Source organism: Pseudomonas nunensis (assembly GCF_024296925.1).
In the GTDB taxonomy this organism is placed as follows: domain Bacteria; phylum Pseudomonadota; class Gammaproteobacteria; order Pseudomonadales; family Pseudomonadaceae; genus Aquipseudomonas; species Aquipseudomonas nunensis.
Genome location: NZ_CP101125.1, coordinates 311207 through 333557, shown reverse-complemented (window position 1 = coordinate 333557; position 22351 = coordinate 311207). Strand labels below are relative to the sequence as shown.

Here is a 22351-nt window from a genome sequence, read left to right as displayed (position 1 = left end):
ACTGCTTCGCAGCCGAGCGGGAGCAAGCTCCCTCGCCACAGGTCCGCGTTCGACTGGAAACCAGAGCAAGCCTGTTGCCACGCTGGTTGACCCAAGGCATCTGTGATGAAATGCGACCCCACTCTCTATCGCGCAGCGCCGCCATCACTCGCCGTGAAACCCCGTCTGATTCGCCATCTGTTCCTGCCGCCGCTGGTCATCGCCCTGATGATCGGGTTGGGTTACATCGGCTTCTGGGTCAGTGAACACTACGGGATCCGCAGCCTCAGCGAGAACGGCCAGCGCCAGCTGGAACTGCACGCCCGCGCCGTCGAGAGCGAGATCAGCAAGTACACCTACCTGCCCAGCCTGCTGGAACTCGAATCCAGTGTTTCAAAACTGCTGGACGACCCGACCCCGGAAACCCGGCAAACGGTCAACGATTACCTTGAAGGCCTGAACCGGCGCAGCCGCAGTCGGGCCATCTACGTCATGGACACCACCGGGCGCGTGCTGGCCACCAGCAACTGGCGCGATGTCGACAGTTACCTCGGTGAAGACCTGTCCTTTCGCGCCTATTTCCAGAACGCCGTGCGCGGTCAGCCGGGCCGCTTCTATGGCATCGGCAGCACCAACGGCGAACCCGGCTATTACCTGGCCCACGGCCTGGAAGAACACGGCAAGATCATCGGCGTCGCGGTGGTCAAGGTACGCCTCGAAGCCATGGAAGAACGCTGGCAGCGTGCGCGCCTCGAAGCTTTCGTCAGCGATGAGAACGGCATCATCATTCTCTCCAGCGATCCCGCGCGCCGGCTCAAATCCGTGGTGCCGCTGAGCGACGAAACCAAGGAAAAACTCGCCCGCAGTCTGCAGTACTACTGGTTTCCGCTGAACGAATTGCAACCGCTGGCCCGGGAAACCCTGGCCGAAGGCGTGGAGAAACTGACCTTCCCCGCCAACAGCGAGCTGGCGTCCGACGAGCGAGACATCACCTATCTGGCACAAACCCGCCCCTTGAGCGACACCCCGTGGAATTTCACCCTGCTGACGCCCCTCGCGGATTTGCGCCGGGAAGCGATCAATCAGGGGATTCTGGTAGCGGTGGCGTTTGCCCTCGTGGCGTTCCTGCTGATCGCCTGGAACGAGCGGCGCAAGGTCATCGCCACCCGTCTCGCGGCTCGGGAAGCCTTGCAGGAAGCCAACAATCAACTGGAGCGTCGGATTACCGAACGCACCACCGACCTGCGCGCCAGCAACGAGCGGCTCAAGGGTCAGATCCGCGAACGGCGCCAGGCCGAAGAGACGTTGCGCCGGGCTCAGGATGAATTGGTCCAGGCTGGCAAACTGGCGGCCATCGGCCAGATGTCGACCAGCATCGCGCATGAATTGAACCAGCCACTGGCCGCACTGCGGACCTTGTCCGGCAACACCGTGCGCTTCCTGGAGCGCGGTCAACTGGACGTCGCCAGCACCAATCTGAAAACCATCAACGAACTGATCGACCGCATGGGCCGCATCACCGCCAGCCTGCGCTCCTTCGCCCGGCGCGGCGACGACAAGGGCCAGGCCAGTCTCGGCAAAGCCGTGGACGCTGCGTTGCAACTGCTCGGTAGTCGAATGGAAAGCGTACATCTGGACCTGCACCGCGACTTGAAAGACGTGCAAGTGCAGATCGACCAGACGCGGCTGGAGCAGATCCTGGTCAACCTGATCGGCAACGCCCTCGACGCCATGCAGTCGCAACCGCTACCCGAGCTGTGGCTGGAAGGCGAAGAGTTTGACGGTAAATATCGCCTGCGGGTACGCGACAACGGCCACGGTATCGACGCCGAAGCGCGCAAGCATCTGTTCGAACCGTTCTTCACCACCAAACCCGGCGAACAGGGCCTGGGCCTCGGCCTGACCCTCTCCGCCAGCCTGGCCGCGGCCACCGGCGGTCACTTGGGTGTCGAACACCCGGCCAGCGGTGGTACCACCTTCGTCCTCAGTTTACCGTTGGTAAGCCCCACTCCCGCCGAGCCAATATGAACAACGACCTTAGTGTGCTGATCGTCGAAGACGACCCCCATGTGCTGCTCGGCTGCCAACAGGCGCTGACCCTGGAAGACATTCCCTGTGTCGGCGTCGGCAGCGCCGAAGAAGCCCTAGAGCGGGTCGGCGACAACTTTGCCGGGATCGTCATCAGCGACATCCGCCTGCCGGGCATCGATGGCCTCGAACTGCTGACCCGCCTCAAGGCCCGCGACCGCAGCCTGCCGGTGGTGCTGATCACCGGTCATGGCGACATTTCCATGGCGGTCGGCGCGATGCAGAAAGGCGCCTACGATTTCATGGAGAAACCCTTCTCCCCGGAACGTCTGGTGGACGTGGCACGCCGCGCTCTGGAGCAACGCAGCCTGGCTCGCGAAGTCTCGTCGCTGCGTCGACAACTGGCGGAACGGGACTCCCTGGAAGGCCGGATCATCGGCCGCTCGCCAGCGATGCAGAACCTGCGCGAATTGATCGCCAACGTCGCCGATACCTCGGCCAACGCGTTGATCGAAGGCGAGACCGGCACCGGCAAGGAACTGGTCGCCCGTTGCCTGCATGACTTCAGTCGCCGCCACACCAAACAGTTCGTCGCGCTGAACTGCGGCGGCCTCCCGGAAAACCTGTTCGAAAGCGAAATCTTCGGTCACGAAGCAAACGCCTTTACCGGCGCCGGCAAGCGGCGGATTGGCAAGATCGAACACGCCGACGGCGGCACGCTGTTCCTCGATGAAGTGGAAAGCATGCCGCTGCCGTTGCAGATAAAACTGCTGCGGGTGTTGCAGGAACGCACCCTCGAACGCCTCGGCTCGAACCAGAGCGTGGCGGTGGATTGCCGGGTGATTGCGGCGACCAAGTCCGACCTGGACGAGTCGAGCAAAAAGGGCGAGTTCCGCAGCGACCTGTATTACCGCCTTAACGTGGTGACCCTGGAACTGCCGCCGCTGCGCGAACGTCGCGAAGACATCCTGCAACTGTTCGAATACTTCCTGCAGCAGTCGTCCCTGCGCTTTGACCGCGCGGTGCCGGAGCTGGATAACCAGACCCTGTCCAACCTGATGAGCCACGACTGGCCGGGCAACGTGCGGGAACTGCGCAACGTCGCCGAACGTTTCGCCCTCGGTTTGCCAGCCTTTAAAAAGTCCGGCGCCAGTGGCAGCAATCAAGGCTTGGCGTTCGCCGAAGCGGTGGAAGCGTTCGAACGCAACCTGCTCAACGACGCCTTGCAGCGCAGCGGCGGCAACCTGACCCAGGCCAGCCTGGAACTGGGAATGGCCAAGACCACGCTGTTCGACAAAGTCAAAAAGTACGGACTGAGCCACTGATGGACCTGATGATCAAAGCGCTCCTGGGCGCGGCGGTGGTACTGATCCTTGCCGCGCTGGCCAAGACCAAAAACTATTACATCGCCGGGCTGGTGCCGCTGTTCCCAACCTTCGCGCTGATCGCGCACTACATCGTCGGGAAGGGCCGCTCACTCGACGATTTGAAGACCACCATCGTGTTTGGCATGTGGTCGATCATTCCCTACTTCGTGTACCTGGCCACGTTGTACGTGATGGTGGATCGCATGCGCCTGGAAGCTTCGCTGGCCGTGGCGGCGGTGGCCTGGTTGATGGCCGCGACCGTGCTCGTCAGCGTCTGGGTACGCGTCCACGCCTGATCACCCCACCATCCCCTGTGGGAGCGGGCTTGCTCGCGAAGAGGCCAGCACATTTAACATCCATGTTGGCTGACACACCGCTTTCGCGAGCAAGCCCGCTCCCACAAGGGAACTGCGTCGCCAGCGGCTGGCCCGCCCCTTGCATTTACCCCCAAAGCCCTCTCGGCCGGTGCTCATACCTGATGAGCCCGGTGTCTGAAAGCGCCCACCCAGGGGTAGATCCTGACCGTGAATATTCTCAAAAAGGCACCACGCCCATGACCTTCACCGTCATTGTGCTGGTGGCGTTTTCCATCGTGCTGGATGTGATCGGCCAGCTCTGTTTCAAACTCGGCCTGGACCGTTTGCCGGAACTCGAAGGCGGTTTTCGGCTGAACGCGTTCTGGGGCCAGGTGTTCAATGCGCCGCTGTTGTGGTGCGGGATCAGCGCCTATGCCCTGGAGTTTTTCGTCTGGCTCGAAGCCTTGTCCCGGGCACCGTTGAGCCTGTTGTTTCCGGCCGGGGCCCTGGCCTATTGCGGCGTGGTGCTGGCGGGCAAAGTGGTGCTCGGCGAAACAGTCAGCCGCCGGCGCTGGCTCGCAACGCTGGTGATTACGGTGGGCGTGATGCTCGCGTGTGCTGGCCATGCGTAATGCCGAATCGATGGGTTGGCTGCACGGGCGACTCGGCACGGTGGTGCTCTGGGCGCTGTTGATTACGCTGGAAAGTGCCGGGCAGATTGCGACCAAGGTCGGTGGCGATCAGTTGGGCCAGATGACTTTTACCCTGCACTGGCTGCAAGCAGTGATCGTCGACCCCGGGGTTTTGTTTGCGGTGGGCTGCGGCATCGGCGCGTTCTTTGTCTGGATGCTGATCTTGCGCCGCAGCAGTTTGTCCCTGGCGTTTCCCCTGAGTTCGCTGGTGTTTGTCGGGGTATTGCTGGGGTCGTGGTTGGGGCTGGGCGAGCAGATCAGCTTGCTGCACTGGGTGGGCGTGGCGGTGATTATTGCGGGGATTGCGTTGTTGGCTGAAGGCGAACAAGCCTGATAACACCGCGATCAATTGTGGCGAGGGAGCTTGCTCCCGCTGGGCTGCGAAGCGGCCCCAAGATTCCGGCAACGAGCACTAATTTTGTGAGTGCTGCGCACTCAAGCGGGAGCAAGCTCCCTCGCCACAATGTATTTCGGGAGCCACAAAATTTCAGGGTGTCAGAGTCAATCAAACTTATAAGCCACCGCCGCCTGCACTTCCCCCTGATCCTGTTGCCCGACCTGTTTGACGATGCTGCTGTCCGCCGCCGAGCCCGTCAGGTGAATCCAGCTCGCACTGGTCAACAGCGACCAATGGGTTGCCAGCGGAAACTCAAAGCTCTGGGTCAACGCCACATTCTGCAAACCGCCACCAGCGTTGTAGCGGGCAATGCCCGAAGCCTGCGACTCTGAACCACTCACCCCATAAAACGCCTGATTCTGCTGCGCATCGGCAAAGTGTGCCGTCAGGTTGCTGCTGCCAATCACCCCGCCACCCAATGGATAACCGATCTCGCCACCGACCCTGCCGACCACGCCTTGCTGCCCGCCGACGGCCTCGCCCACGGTCGCAAACACCCGCCAGAAATCAGCCGGCGCGTATTGCACGAACCCACCGACCACGCCCATGTCCGGCACATCGTGCAGGCCCTGCAAACTGCCGTTGGCGGTGCGCCCCGGGAGGTAATTGAGGAACGGCCCGGCGCTGAAACCGTTGGTTTTCAACGCGCTCCAGGTCAGCCCATCGTCGGTGCTGAGGCTGACATCGCCCCAGTCCAGATCGACATACGGCACCGGCCGGACTTCATGGCGACTGCCGGTCGGGTCATGAGGCTGATAACTCAGCCCCGCACCGGCCTCACCGGTAATGCCATCGGCCAGAACGTTGGCTGACAAGCACGTCAGCGCCGCAAACAGAGCAACAGTAATCCTCGACATGAGGCCCTTCCTTAACAAGATATGCGCGCATCAATCCTCTTTTCGCCCTGCCTGCGCAAGCACTCATGTTGTTTGTAGCAACCTACAAAAATTGTAGCTTCGCTGACGCACACACCTGCTGAAACCCAGTAAATACGGGGCCCAAGCCGATTGGCACAGTCCCTGCTCTACCCCTTCTGCAAGCGCAAACAGCGCGCCCTGCCCCAATAGGTAATGCAGATGAATGATTGGCATATCGTGTGTGATTTCGACGGGACCATCACCCGCACCGACGTGATCGACAGCATCCTCCAGCGCTTCGCCGACCCGAGCTGGGAAGCGATCGAAAACGAGTGGCTGCAAGGCGACATCGGTTCCCGTGAATGCCTCAGCCGCCAGCTCTCGCTGGTCAAGGCCACGCCGAACGAACTGCTCGCGTTTTTCGACACGATCGAAATCGACCCGGACTTCCCCGACTTCGTCGACCACGTGATCGGCCTCGGCGCCACCCTCGAAGTGGTCAGCGACGGCATCGAGCAAGGCATCGCGCGAATTCTTGCGCGCAACTACGTGACCCTGCTGCCGATTCTCGCCAACCGCTTGCGCCAACTCGGCCACGAGAGCTGGCGCATCGACTTCCCGTACTCCAGCGACGCCTGCCGCGCCGCGTCCGGCAACTGCAAATGCAAGTCCACGCCCAAGAGCAAACGGGTGCTGGTGATCGGTGACGGTCAGTCGGACATGTGCGTGGCGTCCACCGCCGATTTCGTGTTCGCCAAGGATCGCCTGGCCGAGCACTGCGAGCGCAACGGCATCGCCTACGCACGCTTCGACAGCTTCGCCGAACTTCCAGCCCTGCTGGCTCAGCTGCCTGTTGCCAGCAGCGCCAACGCCACCTCTTTCAACGTCGAAACACAGGAACTCTTCCATCATGTCTGATATTCGAATCGCTACCGCCGAAGACCAGATCCTTCTGGATAAAGAAGCCAAATATTGCTCCTACGGCGACACCGTCCACTACATTGACCCGCCGCGCATTTTCAGCCGCTGCGAAGGCTCGTACGTGTGGGACACCGAAGACCAGGCCTATCTCGACCTGCAAATGTGGTACTCGGCGGTCAACTTCGGTTACGCCAACCCGCGCCTGAACAACGCGCTGAAACAGCAGATCGACACCCTGCCGCAGATCGCCAGCCAGTACCTGCACAAAGGCAAGATCGAGCTCTCGGAAATGATCGCGGTCGATGCCAAGAAAAAATTCGGCCTCGACGGTCGCGTCCATTTCAACGTCGGCGGTTCGCAGTCCATCGAGGACTCGCTGAAAGTCGTGCGTAACGCCACCAACGGCAAGAGCTTGATGTTCGCCTTCGAAGGCGGTTACCACGGTCGCACCCTCGGCGCGTCGTCGATCACCTCCAGCTACCGCTATCGCCGTCGCTACGGCCACTTCGGCGAGCGCGCCAACTTCATCCCGTTCCCGTACCACTTCCGTGGCCCGAAAGGCATGACCAAGGAAGAATACGGCAGCCATTGCGTGCAGCAATTCGCCCGTTTGTTCGAGACTGAATACAACGGCGTCTGGGACCCGAAAGTCGGCCAGAGTGAATACGCAGCCTTCTACGTCGAGCCGATCCAGGGCACCGGCGGCTACGTGATCCCGCCGATGAACTTCTACAGCGAACTCAAGCACGTGCTGGATCAGCACGGAATCTTGATGGTGGTCGATGAAATCCAGATGGGTTTCTGGCGCACCGGCAAGCTGTGGTCAATCGAGCACTTCGACGTCAAACCGGACGTGATCGTCTTCGGCAAAGCGCTGACTAATGGCCTCAACCCGCTGGGTGGCATCTGGGCCAAGGAAGAACTGATCAACCCGAAAATCTTCCCGCCGGGTTCGACTCACTCGACCTTCGCGTCCAACCCGCTGGGCACTGCGGTCGGCCTGGAAATGTTCAAGATGACCAGCGAAGTCGATTACGGCGCGATGGTCATGGCCAAGGGCAAATACTTCCTCGAAGGCCTGAAAGACCTGCAGAAACGCTACCCGATCATCGGCGACGTCGATGGCCTGGGACTGGCTCTGCGCTGCGAAATCTGCGGTCCGGACGGCTTCACGCCGGACAAGGCGACCCTGGATTTCATGGTCGACGAAGGCATGAAGGGCGACATCGAAATCGACGGCAAACGCCTGGGCCTGATCCTCGACGTGGGCGGCTACTACAAGAACGTGATCACCCTGGCCCCGTCGCTGGAAATCAGCTACCCGGAAATTGACCTGGGTCTCGCCCTCCTCGACCGTCTCTTGCACCGGGCGATGAAAAGATGATGCATGACGAGATCGATATGGGCGAAGGCAGCGCCGGTTTCGTTCTCGGCTCGGGCGAGGTCGCGGTGCTGTTGATCCACGGCCTCACCGGCACCCCGACGGAACTCCGTCGGGTGGCCATGGGCCTGGCGAAAGCCGGGCACACGGTCTACGTGCCGACCCTCGCCGGGCACTGCGGCGGCAACGCCGACCTGCAAGCCACTGGCTGGCGCGACTGGTACGAAAGCGCGCGCAACACCTTCGTCGGTGTGCGGCGCAAACACGAGCATGTGTTCGTCGGCGGCTTGTCCATGGGCGCGGTGTTGTCGATGTACCTGGCGGCCGAGCACCCGGGGCAAATCGAAGGCTTGCTGTTGTATTCCACGACCCTGCGCTACGACGGCTGGAGCATCAACAAACTGGCGTTCCTCACGCCGTTGCTGATGCGCATCCCGTTCGGCGTGCACCTTTGCAGCTTCGAAGAAAAACCGCCCTACGGCATCAAGAACGAACGCCTGCGCGCCATCGTCGAACGCCAGATGAAGGAAGGCGAAAGCAGCGCAGCGGGTTTGCTGACCATGGAAGGCGTCACCGTGCGCGAGTTGCACCGACTCAATGCCGTGGTGAAAAAGTGCATGCCATCGATCACCACCCAGGCACTGGTGCTGCACTCCATCGAAGACGACATCACCAGCCGCTGGAACGCCGATTACGTCGAACGCAAACTCGGCGGGCCGGTGGTCAAGGTGCTGCTGGACGACTGCTATCACATGATCACCGTCGACCTGCAATACCGCCGGGTGATTGAGCTGAGCGTGGACTTTATCCAACAGCGTTTCATTCAACAGCGATCCATCCCGCGACCTCTGCGCCAGGAATATCGGCAACTGGCCTGAGCCCATGGCGAACCCGGTTGCAGACGGGTCGCCACCGGCGGGGCAATGTCGGCTAATGTATTGAACCAGGCCTCACGATTTCTCCCGCCATGGCTTTCGACAAGCGAAACCCGATGACCAAACACCGACCTGCCAACGCCCGACCCTTCGCCCTTTCCGGCTGGAGCCTGCAACGCAAACTGGTCCTGGCCTTCTGGCTGGTCAGCGTGATCCCGACCATGATCGCTGCAGAACTGGCGGCCACCACCCTGTCGCAGATTTTCGACAGCAACGTGCGCATCTGGCTGCAGGAATCGACCAAGATCGTCGAGGACGAGATCAGCGAAATCCTCCGTGACAACGCCCGGGCCGCGCAGTTGTTCTTGCGCTACGTCCGCCCGCCGGTGGATAAGTTGTCGCTGCGCCACGACCGATTGACCACTGACATCGCCGATTCGATGGGCATCGATGTTGTCGCGCTGGTGCGCAACAGCGATCACAAAGTGGTGTTCAGCACCGCCGCCGATGACATCGTGCGGCAGATCAGCACCGCGCCCAAAGCGGTGATGCAGACCTTGCAGATCGGCGGTGTACCGACCGGCACGGTGGTGTCGACGTTTGAAACTGAACAGGATGGCGTCGATTACAAACTGGTGATCGCCACCTACCTCGACAACAGCTTCCTGACCAGCGTCTCCGATGTGCACTCGCTGGACCTGCGGTTGTACCTGGCCAAGGGCAATGACTTTTCCGAGATTTTCTCCAGCCAGCGCTTCGAAGATCACCCGGCGGCGGTGCCGGAAAAAATCGAACAGATCCTGCGCACCACCAAACAGCCGACCGAACAATTCACCAGTCGCTACAGCGGCATCTATCGGCCGATCCTCAATGAAAACGGCGAGTTGCAAGGCGTGATTTTCAGCGGCTTGCTGCGCCATACCAGCCTGGTGGGGCTGGTGAACCAGAGCAACCTGTTCATCCTGATTTTCCTGCTCAGTTCGGCAGCATCCCTCGGGGTCGGCTGGTTGGTTTCGCAACGCCTGACCCAACCGTTGCGCGGTTTGTCCAACGGCGTGCAAGCGGTGATCGCCGGGGACTATCGCCAGCGCTTGGCCGTCACCGGCGGCGACGAACTGGCGGAACTGAGCAGCACCTTCAACCACATGAGCGAACGCCTGGGCGAGTTGCAACACCTGGAATCTCAACTGCGCCGCCGCGACCGTTTGCATGCGCTGGGCGAAGTTGCGATGGGCCTGGCGCATGAAATCCGCAACCCGCTGGGCATCATCAAGACCGCCACCCAACTGCTGCACCGCCGCGCGGATCTGCCCGAGACCGATAAGCGGCATCTGGAATACGTGGTCAGCGAAGTCAGCCGGATCAATGACCTGATCACCGATTTTCTCGACTTCGCCAAACCCAGCGCGCCGCTGCGCTCGACCCAACCGGCGCGGCCGCTGGTGGATGAACTGGTCGGGTTTTGCGCCCCGGAACTGGCCAGCCACAACATCGAGGTGCACATCGACGATCAGGCGCCGGGCGCGACCCTGTACGCCGACGCGCGCCAGCTCAAGCAGGCCGGGCTGAACCTGATCGTCAACGCCATCGACGCCATGCCCGACGGCGGCCACCTGACACTCGGCATCCACCGCGACGCCGCCCACACCATCATCAGCGTCGCGGACACCGGCCAGGGCATCGAGCCCGACATGCTGGAGCGGATCTTTACCCCGTTCGTGACCACCAAGGCGTCGGGCACCGGCCTCGGTTTGGCCAAGGTGTTTTCGATCATGGAAAACCATGACGGGCACATCGAATGCACCAGCGAAAAAGATGCCGGTGCGACGTTCAGCCTGTACATTCCGACCCATGGCGACGACTTCGACGAGGCGAGCGATGACACATAACGTACTGGTGGTCGACGACGAGCCCAAGCTCTGCGACCTGCTGGCATCGGCCCTGAGTCAGAACGGCATCACCGTGTTCACCGCCGGCAACGGCCTGCACGCGCTCAAGGTGCTGGAGTGCGAGGACATCGACCTGGTGATCAGCGACTGGCGCATGCCCGGCATGGACGGCCCGCAGTTACTGGCGGAAATCAAAAGCCGTTTTCCGCAGTTGCCGGTGATCGTCATGACCGCCTACAGCACGGTGAAAAACGCCGTGCAATCGATGCGCAACGGCGCGTTCGACTACATTGCCAAGCCGTTCGACATCGACGAACTGGACATCACCGTCAGCAAGGCCCTGCAATTTCGCGACATCCTCAAAGACAACCAGCGCATGCGCGCCGAACTCGACGAACACCAGCAGATCGATAGCTTGGTGGGCGATAGCCCGAGTTTCCGCCGGGTGCTGCAAGCGATCGATTCGGTGCGCGAAAGTAACGCGACGATCCTGCTGACCGGCGAAAGCGGCACCGGCAAGGAAATGGTCGCCCGCGCCATCCACAAACACGGCAACCGCGCCGACAAGCCGTTCGTGGCGGTCAACTGCGCGGCGATCCCCGAAGGCTTGCTGGAAAGCGAAATGTTCGGCCATCGCAAAGGCGCGTTTACCGGCGCGGTAGCGGATCGGATTGGGCGCTTTCAGCAGGCTGACAAGGGCACGCTGTTTCTCGATGAGATCGGTGAAATGCCCTTGGCCTTGCAGGCGAAAATCTTGCGCGCGTTGCAGGAGCGGGTGATCGAGCCGGTGGGTGATCCGCGTGAGCGCAAGGTCGATGTGCGGGTGATCGCGGCCACCAACAAAAATTTGCTGGATGCGGTGGCCAAAAAAGAGTTTCGCGAAGATTTGTATTACCGCCTCAACGTGTTCCCGATCCCGCTACCGGCCCTGCGCGAACGGGTCGAAGACATCACGCCGTTGGCCCGGCATTTCGCCAATACGCTGGGTGCTGCGGCCGGTAAACGGTTCAGCGGTTTTAGCGCGGAGGCGTTGCAGGCGATGGCGAATTATTCGTGGCCGGGGAATATTCGCGAACTGCAGAACTGCGTGGAACGCGCGACGATTGTGGCCAGTGGGTCGGTAATTGAAGAGGATGACTTGCCGGCGTATCTGTTCGCCTCGCGGCCTGCCGACGGTGGCGTGCTGATTGAAAACAACGGCGTGCCGGCGGACCTGGAAGCGGCGCTGGCTGAAGTTGAAAAGGCCTACATTCTTGCAGCGCTGCAACAGAGCAATGGCGTGCAGGCAGCGGCGGCGCAGTTGATCGGGATATCCGAGCGCAGCTTCTGGTATCGGCTGAAGAAATTGGGGATTCATGTGGACAAGATCGTCCGCTGACCACAAAACCTTGTGGGAGCGGGCTTGCTCGCGAAAGCGGTGTGTCAGCTACATTGATGTGTGACTGACACTCCGCCTTCGCGAGCAAGCCCGCTCCCACATTAACGGTGTTCGCCGAAGGATCAGCTGACGGTCCCACCCTTCGCCTCGCTCATGATCTGCCGGATCGCCCCGACAAAGGTTTCCACCGGCTGCCCGCCCGTCACGGCGTACTGCCCGTTGAACACCACCGTCGGCACCGAACTCACTCCCCGCGACAGCCACAACTGTTCTTCTTCATGAACTTCTTTGGCGTATTCATCCGACGCCAGAATCGCCTCGGCCCGCTGCCGATCCAGTCCAACACTTTCGGCAATCTGTGCCAGTTGCTGAGGATCGGACGGGTTGCCGCCATCAGTGAAATACGCCTTGAACAGCGCTTCTTTCAGGTTGAACTGCAACCCTTCCAGCCCGGCCCAGTAGAGCAAGCGGTGGGCGTCGAAGGTGTTGTAGATGCGGCTGCTGCCGTCGGTGCGAAACGCAAACCCGACCTCGGCCCCACGGGCGCGGATCATCTCGCGGTTTTTCTGCGATTGCTCCGGGGTGGAGCCGTATTTTTCAGTGATGTGTTCGGTGATGTTCTGGCCGTCCGGGCCCATGTTCGGGTTCAGCTCGAACGGCTGGAAACGGATCTCCGCCTGGACCTCGTCGCCCAACAAATCCAGCGCCTTGGTCAGGCCATACAGGCCAACGACGCACCAGGGGCAGGACACGTCGCTGACAAAATCGATTTTCAGGGAGTTACTCATCGCATACCTCGCAGGCTAATGTCGCGCCGGAAAGCTCGAACAATACACCCGACGGGGCTGGGGTTGCAGCAGATCCCTGTGTCCAACGCAAATCCCCTGTGGGAGCGGGCTTGCTCGCGAAGGCGGCGTGCCAGTCGACATCAATGTAGCTGTCATACCGCCTTCGCGAGCAAGCCCGCTCCCACAGTTGGATTTGCGGGGTTACAGGAGGTTGGGGGTTGCCACCGGTTCGATCTGCGCCCAATGCGAGGTGTCTTCGCGGTGGGACTGCAAGTACGGCAACACCGCCGCGAGCAATGGCGCCTTGAACGCTTCCTGGAAACGATGGGCCATGCCCGGGATCAGTTTCAACTGACTGCCGCGAATGTGCGCCGCCAGGTGCACGCCGTGCATCACCGGCAACAATGGGTCCGCCGTGCCGTGCACCACCAGCGTTGGCACGCGCAATTGGTTGAGCAACGCTACCCGGCTCGGCTCCGCGAGGATCGCCATGATCTGGCGCTTCACGCCTTCGGGATTGAACGCCCGGTCATACGAAGCCGCCGCCTGTTGCAGCAACACTTGCCGGTCATCGCTCACGCTCGGGCTGCTCAGGGCTGCGAGCAAATCCGCCTGTTGCTCCAACGCCACTTCGCGATTCGGTGCGCCGCGACGCGATAACAATTGCACCAGCGCCGCACTTGGCGCCGGCAAGCCTTCGGCCCCGGAACTGGTCATGATCAACGTCAGGCTCTCGATCCGCTGCGGCGCCATCGCTGCCATGTGCTGGGCGATCATCCCGCCCATGCTCGCGCCCAGCACGTGGAATTGCTCGATGTGCAACGCGTCCATCAGCCCCAACGCGTCCTCGGACATATCGGTCAAGGTGTACGGCGCCGCCACCGGCAAGCCGAGTTTGTAGCGCAACACTTCGAAGGTCAGGTTGGCGTTGGCCGGCGTCTGGCGCCAGGTCGACAGCCCGACATCGCGGTTGTCGTAACGAATCACCCGAAAGCCCTGCTGACACAAGGCAACCACCACTTCGTCCGGCCAGTGGATCAGTTGCCCGCCCAGGCCCATCACCAGCAGCAATGCCGGATCGGACGCACGACCAATGCTCTGGTACGCCAGGCTTACCTGGTCCAGATCGACATGTTCAGTCGGGACATTGACGTCACAACGCGAAGCCGCAAGGGACGGCAGGCTGAATAAAAGCGCAGCCAACAGTACCGCCCTTGAAAAAAATCGTACACACATGAAAAACACCGAAACGCAGAACCCCAGTAGAGCGCGAGTCTGATGAAGTTTGTTCAAGCGCGCTGCCACAGTTGCGTGACAGTTTGATGAAGATTGCCGAGTGGTCGTGTCGGGGCTCGCGGCATCCTCCAGGCAAGTCCTTGCAGCCGCTCATCGAAAGATCTAGTCAACCTGTTATTTCTGACAGTAGGCAGCCTCCCCTGTTGTGTATTCAATTCGGCCCTCCAGGCACACTCAGAGGTTGCGCTCATGATCACAGCCAATTGCCCTGAAGCCCTAAAAGAACTGGCCACCCGCCCAGCGCTCGAAATACCTGGCGCGATGAGCTCCGTCGAGAGCGCGGAGATGGGCGTCAATCAGGTCATGCTCATGGAGCGAGGCTTGCCAATCGCCATTGACTCCAACGGAATCAAACCCGGCGACAGTGTGTTGGTGTACCTCGACACGCGGCTGGTGCTGGTCCTGCCGGTGAAGAAGGATCACGCCGGCCAGCCCATCACCCCGTACATCCCCGCGACGCTGATCCCGGAAGGGGTTTTCACCCTGAAGTACCGGGTGAACCTTGAGCGATCCGCCCCGCTGAAAGTTCGGGTCAAGACCCGTTTGCCCGGCGGTATCGATAAACCGCTGGCTGCGCCATACATCAGCTCCACCACGCTCAACGCTCAGCAGGATGAAACCGTCATCGTGCCCGCCTATGAGGGCATGTGCCCGAACGATAAGGTCACGCTGATGTTCGGCAACTGGGCCTTGCTGCACACAGTAAAGGCCGACGAGGTCGGACAGCCACTGACGTTTACGCTGTCCAGGGACAAGATCGCTGGCAATGGCGATGGCGCGGTCGTTCTGTATTACACGGTGTGCGACGAACTGAGAAATTGCGCGCGGGATCACTCACCGGGCTGTGTACTGATGATCCAGCGCGGCACTAATGAACCGGTACTTCCCACCGTGGAATGCACCGATCAGCAGCACACGTTGTACTTGAGCCGATTGGGCAGCCGCTCGGCCAAGGTCAGCCTCGACACTCAGGATTTTGCCCCCGGTGACACACTGAAACTGGTCTGGCGAGGCCTGGACCGCACGGGCAAGTCGAAGATGTTGACCCTGGAACAAACCCTGGAAATCTCATCGAGGCTGGACTTCAAGATTCCCAACGCAGTCCTGCAGGAACTGGCCGGTGGCAGCGCCCGGCTGTTTTTCACCCGCACCGACGTCCATGGCGCTACGCAGACATTACCGGCCACGGACATTCTGATTGTCGGGCACACACGCGGGATCAGTGAGGCGCCGCATCAGCCAACAGCCGCTCCCGAAGACGGTGTGTTGCAGATCGCTCAACCAACCATTTTGGGAGCGACTGAGGCGGTGGAAGGCGCCGACTGCGGTGTCTCGCTACGGATTTACGATAACAGTGACCTCAACGGTGCCAGGGTCCTTATCAATCCGGTGACAGGGGCCGTGGCTTTGGATGTGGTCGATCTCCTGCTCAACGGGCGCATCGTCGACACGCTTATCATCCAGTCCGGCACGGTGAATTGTCGGCATGAGATGAAGCTTCCCAAGCTTGAGCTCATGCCCGACAGGATCAACCTGCTGCAAGCCACGATCAGCCGGGTCAGCCATGACACCGAAACCTCCTCGTCGCCATTGAGGGTCTTGTACAACGCCATCCGCCCCGGCAACAAGGACCTCGATTGCAATCCCGGGCACTCGGAACTGCAACTGAAACTGCCACAGGACGTTATCGATAATGGCCTGGATGCCGAGCGTGTCGCGCTGGGCGTCGAGGTGAGCTTTTGCTATCCCTATTGTCGGCCTCACGACGTCATCGAACTGACCATGGGCAACCTGACCGTGCGTTTCACGGTGTCGCCCGATGAGCTTCCACGATGCGTGGCGAACGAACCGCAATGCATCGTGAGGACATTGACGGCACAACAGTTCAGGCAGGCTGCAAACGGTCCGCGACTGACGCTTTTCTACACCGTGCAGGACCAGATCAAAAACGGCCCGGACCCGATGGCACCGTATTCGGCGCACGTGGTTTTCGAAGCCGATCACGCCGGAGTGCATCGCCATGTGCCGGCATCAAGAGCAGCCATCGGTCAAGCCACACACATGCTGCTCGCCCCCGGCGCTGTACTCGACCCGCAAGATCCACCGTCGCAGATACCGATCATCAGCGCCGTCACCGCCAGGGATCAGGTGATCCCCCACACTGGCGTCACTTACTACCGCAACTCTCTGGTTATTCGCGGCCGGGCGACTGCGGGGCGACCGGTGGTTGTCTATGAAGGGGTGCGCAATCTCGGACGCTTCGCGGTCGATGCCAATGGCGAGTGGGTCGTGCCGGCGCGAGCCTTTGCGGTGGCGCGCCATGTCATCACAGTGCGGTCGATCGACAGCACGCAGCACTCGCCACCCTACGTGTTCACGGTCCAGCCAGGTCTGTCGGGGGACCGAGTGGTTTTCGATTACCCGGACTATCAAGGCTGGGTCCCGCACGATCCGGATTTCAAGAACGTATTCTCCTTTTTCCAGGCGCCGGGCGGACGCTATTGCGTACTCAAGACCGAGACCGTATCCGGTGCAGCCCCGGCGGACATACTGTCCAGATCATTCAATAACCTCCAACCCGGCGCCAGCTATCGGCTCCAGGTCGCCGTGGTCCAGTCCGCAACAGGCAACCTTCAGCCATCCCTTCGCCTGCGCTCCAGCACCGGCGCCGCGTCGGACTTTGTGCGGTTGAACAATCAGGTCCTCGAGGTGCTCAGCCTGCATTTTGTACCACCCACACCCGAGGGCACGCTGTACCTCGAAAGCGGCATGGAGGGTGGTCGCGGGAATGTTTTTGATATGGCATGGGTGACGCTGGATCGGGCGCCACTCGCTCCGATGTCATCAGCGTCGAATATGGCGCAAATCTGGGGGTGACCCGGTACTGCGTCAATCCTGCCGGACAAAGTTTCATAAGGAGCTTGTGTAGGCCATCAACCAAAACAAAGCCCGCTGACCGTCACCGGTTCAGCGGGCTTTTTATTGCCGCATCCGTGCTTAGGCGAGCTGACTGCGCAACTGCCGCGCCGCCGCCACCATGTTCACCAGCGCCGCCTCGGTTTCCGGCCAGGCGCGGGTCTTCAAACCGCAATCCGGGTTGACCCACAAGCGTTCAGCCGGAATGCGTTTCACAGCCTTGCTCATCAACTTGACCATTTCGGCGGTGTCCGGCACCCGTGGCGAGTGGATGTCATACACGCCCGGGCCGATGTCGTTCGGGTAGTCGAAGGCTTCGAAAGCTTCCAGCAACTCCATGTCCGAACGCGAGGTTTCGATGGTGATCACATCTGCGTCCATGGCCGCGATGGATTTGATCACGTCGTTGAATTCGCTGTAGCACATGTGGGTGTGGATCTGGGTTTCGTCGCGCACACCGGAGGCTGTGAGACGGAAGGCTTCCACCGCCCAGTCGAGGTATTCCTGCCATTGCGCGCGGCGTAGCGGCAAACCTTCGCGGAACGCGGCTTCGTCGATCTGCACGATTTTGATGCCGGCGTTTTCCAGGTCGACCACTTCGTCGCGCAGGGCCAATGCCAATTGCTGCGCCTGGATTTTGCGCGACACGTCTTCGCGCGGGAACGACCACATCAGCATGGTCACGGGACCGGTGAGCATGCCTTTCATGACCTTGGCGGTCAGGCTTTGCGCGTAGGTGATCCAGTCGACGGTCATCGCGTTCGGGCGGCTCAGGTCGCCGTAGATGATCGCCGGTTTCACGCAGCGCGAACCGTAGCTCTGCACCCAGCCGAAACGGGTGAACAGGTAGCCGTCCAGTTGCTCGGCGAAGTACTCGACCATGTCGTTGCGCTCGGCTTCACCGTGCACCAGTACGTCCAGACCCAAACGCTCCTGGACTTGCACCGCGTGGCGGATTTCGCTGTGCATGGCGTCGGTGTAATCGTTGGCCGACAGCTTGCCTTGTTTGAACGCCTGACGCGCCAGACGAATCGAGCCGGTCTGCGGAAACGAGCCGATGGTGGTGGTCGGGAACGTCGGCAGTTCCAGGCGTGCGCGCTGTTGTTCGATGCGTTTGGCGAACGGCGAATGACGTTGGCTGTCTTTCGCGCCGATAGCGTTGATCCGGGCCTGAACTTCGGCTTTATGGATACGTGGCGACTGCGCACGACTGGCCTGGATCGCGCGGCTTTCGGCCAGTGCGGCCTGCACCTTGGACGCTTGCGGGTCGTTGAGGGCATCACGCAGCACGGCGATTTCACCGCACTTCTGCACGGCGAACGCCAGCCAGGATTTCAGTTCCGGGTCGAGCTTGTCTTCGCGCTCCAGATCCACCGGGCTGTGCAGCAACGAGCAGGAACTGCTGACCCACAGGTTGTCGCCAAAACGTTCTTGCGCCGGTTGCAGTTGCGCCAGCACTTGTTCCAGTTCGCAGCGCCAGACGTTGCGCCCGTTGACCAGGCCGACCGAGAGAATCTTGTAGGTTGGCAGGCGATCCAGCACTTGGCCGAGTTGATCCGGCGCGCGCACGGCGTCGATGTGCAAACCTTGCACCGGCAGGCTGACGGCCAGGCCGAGGTTGTCTTCCAGGCCGCTGAAGTAGGTCGCCACAAGTTTTTTCAGCGGCGAATATTGAAGGATGTGGTAAGCGCGTTCGAAAGCACTTTTCCAGGCTTGCGGCAGGTCGAGGGTCAGGATCGGTTCGTCGATCTGCACCCATTCCACGCCTTGCTCGGCGAGGCGACCGAGGATTTCGTTGTAGACCGGCAGCAGGCGTTCGAGCAATTCGAGTTTGTCAAAGTCGTTGCCTTTGGCTTTGCCCAGCCACAGATAGGTCAACGGGCCGATGATCACCGGTTTGACGTTGTGGCCCAGGGCCTTGGCTTCGGCAACTTCGTCGAACAGCTGTTCCCAGCTCAGTTTGAACTGCTGGTCAGCGCTGAATTCCGGGACCAGGTAGTGGTAGTTGGTGTCGAACCACTTGGTCAATTCCTGGGCGTATTGCAACTGGCTGTGTTCGCCGCCGCAGCAAGCGGTAGTGGCGCCGCGAGCCATGGCGAACAGGGTGTCGAGGGTCGGCTGGCCGCTGGCATCGAGGGTGCTGTCGAAACGCTCGGGCACTACGCCGAAAGCCAGGGAATGGCTGAGCACCTGGTCGTACCAGGCAAAGTCGCCCACCGGCAGCAAATCGATGCCGGCGTCTTTCTGCAATTGCCAATGGGTGGCGCGCAACTGGCGGCCAACGGCTTTCAAAGCGTCCTGATCGAGATCGCCCTTCCAGTAGGATTCGAGGGCTTTTTTCAATTCGCGGTCAGCGCCGATGCGCGGGAAACCAAGTGTGTGGGCCAGAGCCATGGTGAATTTCTCCCTTTAAAGATGTTGTAAAAACGTGGGCCTATTGTCGACAGCCAACCCAACATGAGACAAACTCAACCTTTTCGTGTTGATCACAAGTTTTCCTCATGGAGCCCCCGGTGCTTGAAATCCGTCACCTGAAGACCCTGCATGCCTTGCGCGAAGCCGATAGCCTGGTGGATGCGGCCGACCGCCTGCACCTGACGCAGTCGGCCCTGTCCCACCAGTTCAAAGAACTGGAAGAACGCATGGGCATGCCGTTGTTTGTGCGCAAGACCAAACCGGTGCGTTTCACCAGTGCCGGTTTGCGTCTGCTGCAACTGGCCGACGCCACCCTGCCGCTGCTGCGTGGCGCCGAACGCGATATCGCGCGGCTGGCCGGCGGCACTGCCGGGCGTTTGCACATGGCGATCGAGTGTCACAGCTGCTTTCAGTGGCTGATGCCGACCATCGACCAGTTCCGCGATGCCTGGCCGGAAGTCGAGCTCGACCTGGCCTCGGGCTTCTCGTTCGCCCCGCTGCCTGCCCTGGCCCGGGGCGATCTGGATCTGGTGGTGACTTCCGATCCGCTGGAACTGGCCGGGATCACCTACGTGCCGTTGTTCACCTACGAAGCGATGCTCGCGGTGGCCAATCAGCACCGGTTGGCAAGCAAGGCCTACATCGTGCCGGAAGATCTGCTCACGGAAACCTTGATCACCTACCCGGTGGAGCGTGATCGGCTGGACATCTTCACGCGTTTTCTGGAACCCGCCGACGTCGAACCGGCTCAGGTCCGCACTTCGGAACTGACGGTGATGATGATGCAACTCGTGGCCAGCGGACGCGGTGTGTGCGGCATGCCGCATTGGGCGCTGCATGAATACAGCTCACGGGGTTATGTGAAGGCCAAGCGGCTGGGCGAGAAAGGATTGTTTGCGACGTTGTATGCGGGGATTCGTGCGGACATGCTGGATGCGCCGTACATGCGCGATTTCTTGCTGACGGCGAAAGACACGTCGTTCTCCACCCTAGACGGGGTTAGCGCGGTCCGTTGATTGGAATGCAATCAACTGTGGGAGCGGGCTTGCTCGCGAAGAGGGAGTGTCAGTCGACATTTGTGTAGCTGACACACCGCCTTCGCGAGCAAGCCCGCTCCCACAGGGGATCTCAGCGCCCCTTAGATCTCGCGCCACATGTGGATTTTGTCGAAGTAGTCTTCGCCGACCCGCACGGCCAAAGGCTCCAGGCCGAACTGGATGAAACCGCAGCGCTGATACAGCTTGAACGCTGCGTCATTGCCAGCCGTAACTGTCAGCTGAATCAGTTTCAGCCCCGGATGGTTTTGCGCTTCCGTCAGCGCTGCCTGGACCAATTCAAAACCGAGTCCGCACTGACGAACCTGACCAGACACGTACATGCCAAACAGCGTCGCCTTATGCCGAGCCTTTTCCCGGGGTTCGAAGGCCAGGCCGACGATGCCCGACAACTTGCCCTCCACGAATCCGCCGAACACTACATCGAGCTTGCTGGTCAATCGTGATTCCCACCAGCCCAGCGGCATCGCGGCACGTTCGCGCACGCTGGAGGTGAAGGCTTGCGGATGCCGGTCGTAGGCTTCGAGCATCAGTTCCCGATAGTCCAGGGCATGGCTGGCATCCAGGCGTTCGATCCACATGGTCACGCCGCCTTGCGCTGTTCAAGCATCAGCCGCACCGCCAAGGCCGACAGCACGAAACCCATGAAGTAGCGTTGCACCGCCAGCCAGGTCGGGTTGCTGACGAACCACGACGCAATGCCGGCAGCGAACAGCGCAATCAGCAGATTGACGCAAAAACTCACGCTGATCTGGGTCAGGCCGAGGATGATGCTCTGGGTAAACACCGAACCATGTTCCGGACTGATGAACTGCGGAAACACCGACAGGTAGAACACCGCAATCTTCGGGTTCAAGGCGCTGGTGAGAAAACCCATGGTGATCAGTTTGCGCGACGAGTCCGGCGGCAACTGCTGTGCTTCGAACGGTGAGCGCGCGCCGGGTTTGACCGCTTGCCAGGCCAGCCACACCAAGTACAGCGCGCCGGCCCATTTCAACACTTCATACGCCATCGGCACCGCCAGGAACACCGCAGTCAAACCAGCGGCGGCGGCGAACAGATGCACGAAAAATCCCGCCACCACGCCGAGCAACGAGGTCACCCCGGCTTTACGCCCCTGGCAGATCGAACGGGAGATCAGGTAGATCATGTTCGGCCCCGGCGTCAGTACCATCAGCAACGCGGCGGCGGCGAAGATCAGCAAGTCTTGAAGCGGAATCATGGGGCAGTCCTTGGTCCGGTGTTGATCAGGCGATCGCGGTCAGCGAGGCTCGATAAAACGGCAGGATCACGTCCCGTGTCAATGGCGCCAGCGTGAGATGGCCGTTAGTGGCCGGGTCGATCCAGCGTACTTCTTCGATCTCCGCCGCCGGGGTGACGTTTGCGTCGATGTTCAGCAGAAACAGTTCGGCCTGGACGACAAAACCCGGTTCGTTGGCGGCCGGTGCCGAGAACTGGCCCAGAAACGTGGCTTGCGTCAGGTCGATGACCAGGCCCAGTTCTTCTTCCAGTTCGCGGGCCAGGGCGTGGACCGGTTGCTCATGGGCTTCGATCTTGCCGCCGGGTTGCATGAAGGCTTCGGTGCCGCGTTTGCGGACCAGCAGAGTGCGGCCGTCGGGGCCGATCAACAGGGCGGCGGCGATGTGGATGATGCGGGGGGAAGTAGACATGGATCGAAGTTGGCCTTAGTCAAAAGGCCATAAGAATAACCTGTAGGAGCCAGGCTTGCCTGTGGCGAGGGAGCTTGCTCCCGCTGGGCTGCGAAGCGGCCCCAAAAAAGCGGGGACTGCTGCGCAGTCCAGCGGGAGCAAGCTCCCTCGC

General features: G+C 61.0%; 19 protein-coding genes. 12 read left to right on the top strand and 7 right to left on the bottom strand.

The annotated features are described in order from the left end of the window. Nucleotides 1-105 precede the first annotated feature (105 nt). The 5 genes from aauS (at nucleotide 106) to NK667_RS01530 (ending at nucleotide 4696) form a co-directional block, all read left to right on the top strand. Nucleotides 106-2007, top strand: coding sequence for a two-component sensor histidine kinase AauS (gene aauS / locus NK667_RS01550; protein ID WP_054613663.1), 1902 nt, complete (start codon nucleotides 106-108; stop codon nucleotides 2005-2007). Next, nucleotides 2004-3332 carry a two-component response regulator AauR gene (gene aauR, locus NK667_RS01545; protein WP_054613662.1) on the top strand — a complete coding sequence of 443 codons (1329 nt, stop codon included), beginning with the start codon at nucleotides 2004-2006 and terminating at the stop codon, nucleotides 3330-3332. Before aauS ends, aauR begins: the two co-directional genes overlap by 4 nt. Before the next feature lie 8 nt (nucleotides 3333-3340). Next, nucleotides 3341-3670 (top strand): GlpM family protein, encoded by a 330-nt coding sequence (locus NK667_RS01540; RefSeq protein WP_161807654.1) that lies wholly within the window; start codon nucleotides 3341-3343, stop codon nucleotides 3668-3670. Between the two features lie 257 nt (nucleotides 3671-3927). After that, nucleotides 3928-4302: a DMT family transporter gene (locus tag NK667_RS01535; RefSeq protein WP_054613661.1), complete on the top strand. Its 375-nt coding sequence runs from the start codon at nucleotides 3928-3930 to the stop codon at nucleotides 4300-4302. Continuing rightward, entirely contained in the window at nucleotides 4295-4696 is a 402-nt protein-coding gene (locus NK667_RS01530; RefSeq protein ID WP_054614065.1) for a DMT family transporter, read from the top strand. The genes NK667_RS01535 and NK667_RS01530 overlap by 8 nt, the downstream gene beginning before the upstream one ends. Before the next feature lie 167 nt (nucleotides 4697-4863). Here NK667_RS01530 and NK667_RS01525 read toward each other — a convergent pair whose 3' ends face one another. Then, on the bottom strand, nucleotides 4864-5616 hold the full coding sequence (locus tag NK667_RS01525) for a MipA/OmpV family protein (RefSeq protein WP_054613660.1): 753 nt from the start codon (nucleotides 5614-5616) through the stop codon (nucleotides 4864-4866). 219 nt (nucleotides 5617-5835) lie between these two features. On the opposite strand from NK667_RS01525, the gene NK667_RS01520 reads away from it, so the two are divergent. The 5 genes from NK667_RS01520 (at nucleotide 5836) to NK667_RS01500 (ending at nucleotide 12060) form a co-directional block, all read left to right on the top strand. Further along, the gene (locus NK667_RS01520) at nucleotides 5836-6534 is read left to right on the top strand and encodes an MtnX-like HAD-IB family phosphatase (RefSeq protein ID WP_054613659.1); all 699 of its coding nucleotides are present in this window, start codon (nucleotides 5836-5838) and stop codon (nucleotides 6532-6534) included. Then, nucleotides 6527-7921 carry an aspartate aminotransferase family protein gene (locus NK667_RS01515; protein ID WP_054045244.1) on the top strand — a complete coding sequence of 465 codons (1395 nt, stop codon included), beginning with the start codon at nucleotides 6527-6529 and terminating at the stop codon, nucleotides 7919-7921. The genes NK667_RS01520 and NK667_RS01515 overlap by 8 nt, the downstream gene beginning before the upstream one ends. Continuing rightward, nucleotides 7918-8796 (top strand): alpha/beta hydrolase, encoded by an 879-nt coding sequence (locus tag NK667_RS01510; protein ID WP_054045247.1) that lies wholly within the window; start codon nucleotides 7918-7920, stop codon nucleotides 8794-8796. Before NK667_RS01515 ends, NK667_RS01510 begins: the two co-directional genes overlap by 4 nt. Nucleotides 8797-8909: 113 nt before the next feature. After that, nucleotides 8910-10682 carry a sensor histidine kinase gene (locus NK667_RS01505; protein WP_054614064.1) on the top strand — a complete coding sequence of 591 codons (1773 nt, stop codon included), beginning with the start codon at nucleotides 8910-8912 and terminating at the stop codon, nucleotides 10680-10682. After that, the gene (locus NK667_RS01500) at nucleotides 10672-12060 is read left to right on the top strand and encodes a sigma-54-dependent transcriptional regulator (protein WP_054613658.1); all 1389 of its coding nucleotides are present in this window, start codon (nucleotides 10672-10674) and stop codon (nucleotides 12058-12060) included. The genes NK667_RS01505 and NK667_RS01500 overlap by 11 nt, the downstream gene beginning before the upstream one ends. 122 nt (nucleotides 12061-12182) lie before the next feature. Here the strand turns inward: NK667_RS01500 and NK667_RS01495 are convergent, their stop codons facing one another. Continuing rightward, nucleotides 12183-12848 (bottom strand): DsbA family oxidoreductase, encoded by a 666-nt coding sequence (locus tag NK667_RS01495; RefSeq protein WP_054613657.1) that lies wholly within the window; start codon nucleotides 12846-12848, stop codon nucleotides 12183-12185. A gap of 201 nt (nucleotides 12849-13049) precedes the next feature. Beyond that, nucleotides 13050-14084 carry an alpha/beta fold hydrolase gene (locus NK667_RS01490; protein ID WP_054045253.1) on the bottom strand — a complete coding sequence of 345 codons (1035 nt, stop codon included), beginning with the start codon at nucleotides 14082-14084 and terminating at the stop codon, nucleotides 13050-13052. Nucleotides 14085-14333: 249 nt separating this feature from the next. Between NK667_RS01490 and NK667_RS01485 the strand changes: the two genes are divergently transcribed. Next, a complete protein-coding gene (locus NK667_RS01485; RefSeq protein WP_152980838.1) occupies nucleotides 14334-17021 on the top strand; it encodes a hypothetical protein in 2688 nt (895 codons plus the stop codon). 120 nt (nucleotides 17022-17141) lie between these two features. On the opposite strand, the gene metE is transcribed toward NK667_RS01485, so the two are convergent. Further along, a complete protein-coding gene (metE, locus tag NK667_RS01480; RefSeq protein WP_054613655.1) occupies nucleotides 17142-19454 on the bottom strand; it encodes a 5-methyltetrahydropteroyltriglutamate--homocysteine S-methyltransferase in 2313 nt (770 codons plus the stop codon). A gap of 119 nt (nucleotides 19455-19573) precedes the next feature. On the opposite strand from metE, the gene metR reads away from it, so the two are divergent. Then, entirely contained in the window at nucleotides 19574-20491 is a 918-nt protein-coding gene (metR, locus tag NK667_RS01475) for a transcriptional regulator MetR (RefSeq protein ID WP_054613654.1), read from the top strand. A 122-nt stretch (nucleotides 20492-20613) separates the two neighbouring features. Here metR and NK667_RS01470 read toward each other — a convergent pair whose 3' ends face one another. From NK667_RS01470 to NK667_RS01460, 3 genes are read right to left on the bottom strand one after another with little or no spacing between them, the layout of a single operon-like run. Further along, nucleotides 20614-21111, bottom strand: a complete 498-nt coding sequence (locus NK667_RS01470; protein ID WP_054045261.1) for a GNAT family N-acetyltransferase — start codon at nucleotides 21109-21111, stop codon at nucleotides 20614-20616. A gap of 2 nt (nucleotides 21112-21113) precedes the next feature. After that, the gene (locus NK667_RS01465; RefSeq protein WP_054045262.1) at nucleotides 21114-21752 is read right to left on the bottom strand and encodes a LysE family translocator; all 639 of its coding nucleotides are present in this window, start codon (nucleotides 21750-21752) and stop codon (nucleotides 21114-21116) included. A 25-nt stretch (nucleotides 21753-21777) separates the two neighbouring features. Next, nucleotides 21778-22200 carry an NUDIX hydrolase gene (locus NK667_RS01460; protein ID WP_054613653.1) on the bottom strand — a complete coding sequence of 141 codons (423 nt, stop codon included), beginning with the start codon at nucleotides 22198-22200 and terminating at the stop codon, nucleotides 21778-21780. Nucleotides 22201-22351 lie beyond the last annotated feature (151 nt).